Annotated in this window: 4 protein-coding genes; 1 reads left to right on the plus strand and 3 read right to left on the minus strand. The window is 64.5% G+C overall.

Annotated features, from left to right (window positions below; genetic code table 11):
• Window positions 1-1,707: 1,707 nt before the first annotated feature.
• From EHO50_RS43805 to EHO50_RS46235, 3 genes are all read right to left on the minus strand, one after another.
• A complete protein-coding gene (locus EHO50_RS43805; RefSeq protein WP_246101849.1) occupies window positions 1,708-2,592 on the minus strand; it encodes a cyanobactin maturation protease PatG family protein in 885 nt (294 codons plus the stop codon).
• Between the two features lie 247 nt (window positions 2,593-2,839).
• Window positions 2,840-3,391: a hypothetical protein gene (locus EHO50_RS43815; protein ID WP_128437474.1), complete on the minus strand. Its 552-nt coding sequence runs from the start codon at window positions 3,389-3,391 to the stop codon at window positions 2,840-2,842.
• 479 nt (window positions 3,392-3,870) lie between these two features.
• Window positions 3,871-4,002: a DUF6959 family protein gene (locus tag EHO50_RS46235; protein WP_425472391.1), complete on the minus strand. Its 132-nt coding sequence runs from the start codon at window positions 4,000-4,002 to the stop codon at window positions 3,871-3,873.
• A gap of 213 nt (window positions 4,003-4,215) precedes the next feature.
• On the opposite strand from EHO50_RS46235, the gene EHO50_RS43825 reads away from it, so the two are divergent.
• The coding region (locus EHO50_RS43825) for an IS701 family transposase (RefSeq protein WP_128437475.1) at window positions 4,216-5,350 on the plus strand (1,135 nt) is incomplete at its 3' end.

Below are 5,350 nucleotides of genomic sequence, written 5' to 3' on the forward strand. Positions count from 1 at the left end.
GGGCCACCGTTTCTTCGGCCCCCCTTTCGATCTCCGCTGCGGCCATGGAGGCGAGGAAGGCGTGGGCGAGCATGGCCAGCGTGATGTGCCGGTACCAGCCCGGGTAGCGGCGGACTTCGCTCCCAGCTCTGCCGAAGGGGACGAGGTCCTCTACATCTTCGACGGCGGCGTCCTGCCGACGGAACTACAAGGGCAGATCCAGCTCCAAGCCGCGGAGATCAGGGCGTACGACTTCCACCCCCACGACCTCCGTGGCCGACCTCACGATCCCGCGGCTCGCGCCACGGATCGAGGCAGCCGTCAAGGCTCGGTCCGAGGAACGAACCGTCTATCTGGAGCACGGCCTTGAGGTCAAGCGCCCCGATTAACCGTGCCTGCCACAAGACAGGCGGGAAATCGAGGTGCGCCAGGTCCAGTCTCGCACGCCGCGAAAATCTGCTGGGTAACAGCTTCCCCCTAGGAGTTCAAGCCCCGGCTGCGCTCCGCTCCGACGGGCGCGCTTCCCAGCTCCGCTCCCCGCGCCACTCCTGCCTTCGGCCCGCTCCGCGCGGGCTGCGCCGACGCGGGCCCACCAACTTCTATCAGGGCTTGCGTCGAAGGGTTACCACTGTCAGAGCCAGCGCTACAGGGGTGCCCAGCACGGGCCGAAGGAGCACCAAAGCGAAGACCACCGACGCGGCGCTTCCTAACTGGACATACCTTCTGTTGCGCCGGACGAAGCGCACGAGGTGATCATCCTCCCGGTCGCCTCTGCCGCATCGCGCTCAGGGCCGCAGGCAGCGGATGTCTCCCGTCACCGGATCGATAGGGCCGCAGACCCTGTTGTTCGGGCAGCACTGCCGGTTGTGGCAGCAGTGGTATCCGGGCTTGCACGGGGCGTTCTCGCAACAGACACCTATCTTGCAGCAGGCTCCCCGCCCGCATGCCTCGTCGTTAGAGCAACATGAACCGCCGCAGATCGGCCGGTTGCTCGGACAGCAGCCAGCTTCGGTCTGGCGTCCGGGCGGGCAGCAGACCTTCGCTCCAGACGGGTCGCCCACGTTTGGGATGCACCTGCCGGTGCAGAGACTACCGTTACACCAGACCTGGCCCCGCGGAGTGCACAGGTTGTCGACGCACTCCTCATTCTCCCCGCAGCACTCGCCATAGCAGATGGTACGGCCAACCGGGCAAAGCTGCCCCTCGGGGCTGCACTGATGCTCCGTGGCCCAGTAGCACTTGCCGCCACAGCATTCCATGCCTGGCGGACAACATGTGCCGTCACAGCATTTGTATCCGGGTGCACAGCACCTCAGGTAGGTGCTGGCACTGTAGCCGGTGTCGTGCATGCAGCACGTGTGGGTTGTCGGGCAGCACTCTGTCCTGATCCTCCCGTACGACAAAGGCCAGATGCAGCTCTGCCGGTCGGGCCCCAGACACGAAGGATGTTCGGGTGGCGGTGGGCCCTGCTCCAGGCACCATGCCCTGCACTTCCCGGACGTCGAGGGGTAGCCCGGAGGGGCATCAGGCCCCACCAGGGACTCGCAAGTTTCGATGCAGTCGTCCAGCCAGCCCCCCCGGAGTACCCCCGCGGTGGGCCGGTTAACTGCTCCTGCCGCTGAGCGGGGGTTCGCCACCGTACCGTAGTGATGGATTGTTCGGTACAACGAAAATTCTGCCGTAGCGCGTGGCGTTGACATTCCGGCACGCTCCTCACGGCCGTCTGAATTACCGGTCATAGTATGGAGACAGCTTTGTCACGAGGAATGGGAATTCCTCCGTGACGTCCACCCGGACGAAATACTTCTCCGTCACGTCCGTCTTCCGGTTCGTATACGAGAATAGGACGTCCACGATGTTGCGCGGGCCGCTCAGGCGCGATGGCCGGGTCTCAATCGCGGTCAGTGCCTGCCCTGTAGCGAAGCGCTGTGCTGCTAGCTCGTAAATCGCCGGGTAACGCACCGTGCAATAGTTGACGGCCCGGTGTTCGTCGGACGAACCAGAATTGTCTGCCACTTGGATCAGGCGCTCGAACAGCTCATCCGCTGCCGAGCGGAATTGTTCCTCGTCTGCTTCGTCCGGCTTGGGGAGGGAGCCAACAAGGGAGTCTGCGTCGAACGCGTAGATCTGATCGAAGAGGATCATGGGGAGCACTAGCCCGCCACAGAAGTCAGGCGGGGCAAGGGGGCCCTGGACTCCGATCACCACATGGAGGTCGGACGTGCGGGGTGCTGCGCCCAGTGCCTCGACCAGCACTCCGTAGTCCAACAGATCGCGAGGACTCACCACGTAGGTGTCGATGCCCCGGATGGCCATGACGTAACAGAGCTGCTTGCTCAGGTAGCGGTTCTGCGGGTCCGAGAGAATTGTGTGCAGGGCCTGACGGTCGGTCATGCTGGCGGTCTCGGCCCGTCCCATCGCCTGCGCGAACTCCTTTTCAATCCCTAGGCTCGGCAGGCGCGGTTCGATTCGCCCCACAGCGTAGACGTACGACGGCGGTACCGAGCCGCGCGTCTGTGAACAATGGTTGCACTTTCCCCCGCACCCGCAGGAGCCCTTTTCCTCGGGCGCGACGTATTCCGATGTCTGTGGCGACATGTCCTGTTCGGTCATGGCGCACTCCTTCGTAGGAGTTATGAACCCCGACTTCTCCTGCCGGAGAACACAAGCCACCGGTTGAGCGTCTCGGCTCGCCGCTCGCATCCCCGGCACGGCGGCTGACCTGTGGCAGCACGCGTGATCCGTTTGAGGGCGTCACCCAGGCCGATGTCAGCCTCGTTGACGAACCCCGGAAGGCTGACCCGTGGCGGCCGTGCCGGTTTCCGGGTCTCCCTGCTCTGCTCGTCCATCACTGGTGCCTTCAGGTGAGCACGGTGTTCGCGATGCTGCCCCGGATCTTCGCCCAATCGTCCTCGTCGTTGGCGAGATTGATCTCGAAGTTCGATGTCTGATCATTCGGGATGATGGTATTGAAGACGTCACTGTCTTCCAATTCGGTGGTGCCCTCGGTCGCGCCTTCATAGAAGCGCGTCTCCATGCTGACCACCAACGCGCCAGTGTCGCTTTGCAGCGATCCGTTGATTTCGATCTCGACGCGTTCTTCGCCGCCGAACCCCTTGCTCCACCTCAGAAGTTCTTGGCTCGGACCGCCGGTGGACAGTACAACTTCCTGCAAGAAGCCGAATTCGCCGTGCTCGTCGTCCCCGATGGTCTCGTAGTCGTGAAATTCCGTCGTTCCCTGGACCTTGGCGCGATGGAAAACCTGGGCCCGGAGCAACTCCGGTGCGGCAGACCCGTCTCCGACAACGATCTTCCTCACCCAATGGTTCTTGAAGCGACGCACGTCCACATTTTCGGGCTCTGACTTCGTGTCAGCTACGGTCACTGGGCGGGTGATATTCGTCTTCGCCATGACGCCTTGCCTCCTGTTCACGTTTCCCCCGAGGCGATCTGAAGAAGTCCTGCACGGGGCGGTCCCGATCGTCGACCATGAAGAACCCCCGTGACTCCATCGTAGACAATATGACGAATTTGGCCACCCCAATAAAACTGAGTGCGCATTCAACAAGACTGGCCCACCGAGTCCACTCGCCAAGCGGTTCCGGAATGGCAGTGAAAGCAGCCAGGGCCGAAGAGGCCGCGAACCTGCTGTTCGCCCAGGTCAGCATTTCAGCGGGCCACAAGATTGCCGCAGCTTCCCAAGTTGAGTAACCGTTCGCTCAGTACGGCCGCGGAATCCCGTACTCTTGCAGCGCATCCGCTTAGCGCATCAGCAGGGCGTTGAGACCCGCCAGGAGATGGCCGACGGAGTCCGGGCATCGGCCGTCGCCACGCTCGCACGCGTCCACCACCTTGGCCAGGTCGCTGCGGAGTGAAGGGAGTTGTCCTGGATCAGTACCCGGGGAGCCTCCGACCCGGGGAGGCGGACACAGCGTCGTTGCCATCATTAGTGAATCGCTCTGCCTCAACGCGCTCCATCACGCCGTCCATCCTGTCATCACCAGCTGACACCAACGACGGCATACGCAGGCAGCCTTGAGCGACCGCGAACGCTGGACCAGCACGAGCGCGAGGGCTCTACGTAGGCCGCCCGCCCGAACTCCTGGTATTCCAACGGTGTTTCGGTATCTGTGCTGGTCAGGGTGCTGTTTCTGAGGCTGTCTGACTGGCAGTGCGTCATGTGATGGCGGTTCGTGACTTGTCGTCGCGGTGCGCCGTTGGTCCGATGTGGATCGTATGGAGATCGGATCGTGGTCAGCTGAGCTGGAGTCGTTGCTGGTGCGGGTGGGCGGACGGTTTGGCCGCGCGGAGCCGCGACGGCGGATGCGGGACTACGTGCGGGGGCTGCTGGGACCGGTCGGCAGGAAGAACGGCTGGCAGCTCGCGGAGTACGCAGGTCACGGGACACCGGACGGGCTGCAGCGGTTGCTGGCCTCATGCCGCTGGGAGCCGGACGAGGTACGTGACGACGTCCAGGAGTACGTCACCGAGCGGCTGGGCTGCCCGGACGGGGTGCTGGTCGTGGACGACACCGGCTTTTTGAAGAAGGGGGTCACGTCGGCCGGTGTTCAGCGGCAGTACTCCGGCACGGCCGGTCGCACCGAGAATTGTCAGATCGGGGTGTTCGCCGCCTATGCCTCGGTCAAGGGCAGGGCCTTGGTGGACCGGGAGCTGTACTTGCCGAAGTCCTGGACGAACGACGCCGAGCGGTGCCGGTCGGCGAAGATCCCCGCCGGCCGGGGGTTTTCGACCAAGGGCGAGCTGGCCCGCGCGATGATCCTGCGGGCCCTGGCCTCGCCTCTGCCCATCGCCTGGGTGACCGGTGACTGCGCCTACGGCCAGGAGTGGCGGATGCGCCGCTGTCTCGAGGAGGCCGGCGTCGGCTACGTCCTGGCCGTGCCGAAATCCCAGCAACTCCACGCAGGCTTCGGCCGCATCGACCACAGCGTCGCCCAGGCACCCGAGGAGGCGTGGGAGCGGATCTCGTGTGGGGACGGCGCCAAGGGACCACGCATCTACGACTGGGCAGCCGCCCAACTGCCGACCATCGCGGACTTCGACGGCGACCAGCCCACCCACCAGCGGTGGGTGCTGGCCCGCCGCAGCCTGGCCAGGCGCGAAGAGATCGCCTACTACCTCGCCTACGCGCCAAGCGGTACCACCGCCCAGACCCTGGTGCGGATCGCCGGGATTCGCTGGACGATCGAGGAGTGTTTCCAGGCCGCCAAGAACGAATGCGGCCTGGACCAGTACGAAGTCCGCCGCTACCCGGGCTGGTACCGGCACATCACGCTGGCCATGCTCGCCCACGCCTTCCTCGCCTCCATGGCCGCAGCGGAGATCGAAAGGGGGGCCGAAGAAACGGTGGCCC

The organism is Streptomyces cyaneus (assembly GCF_004028635.1).
Taxonomy (GTDB): Bacteria; Actinomycetota; Actinomycetes; order Streptomycetales; family Streptomycetaceae; genus Streptomyces; species Streptomyces cyaneus.

Excerpts from the sequence above, each read along its gene's own strand:
- EHO50_RS43805 (WP_246101849.1), bottom strand. The coding sequence starts at position 2,592 with ATGACCGAACAGGACATGTCGCCACAGACATCGGAATACGTCGCGCCC.
- EHO50_RS43815 (WP_128437474.1), bottom strand. The coding sequence starts at position 3,391 with ATGGCGAAGACGAATATCACCCGCCCAGTGACCGTAGCTGACACGAAG.
- EHO50_RS46235 (WP_425472391.1), bottom strand. The coding sequence starts at position 4,002 with ATGCCGTCGTTGGTGTCAGCTGGTGATGACAGGATGGACGGCGTGATG.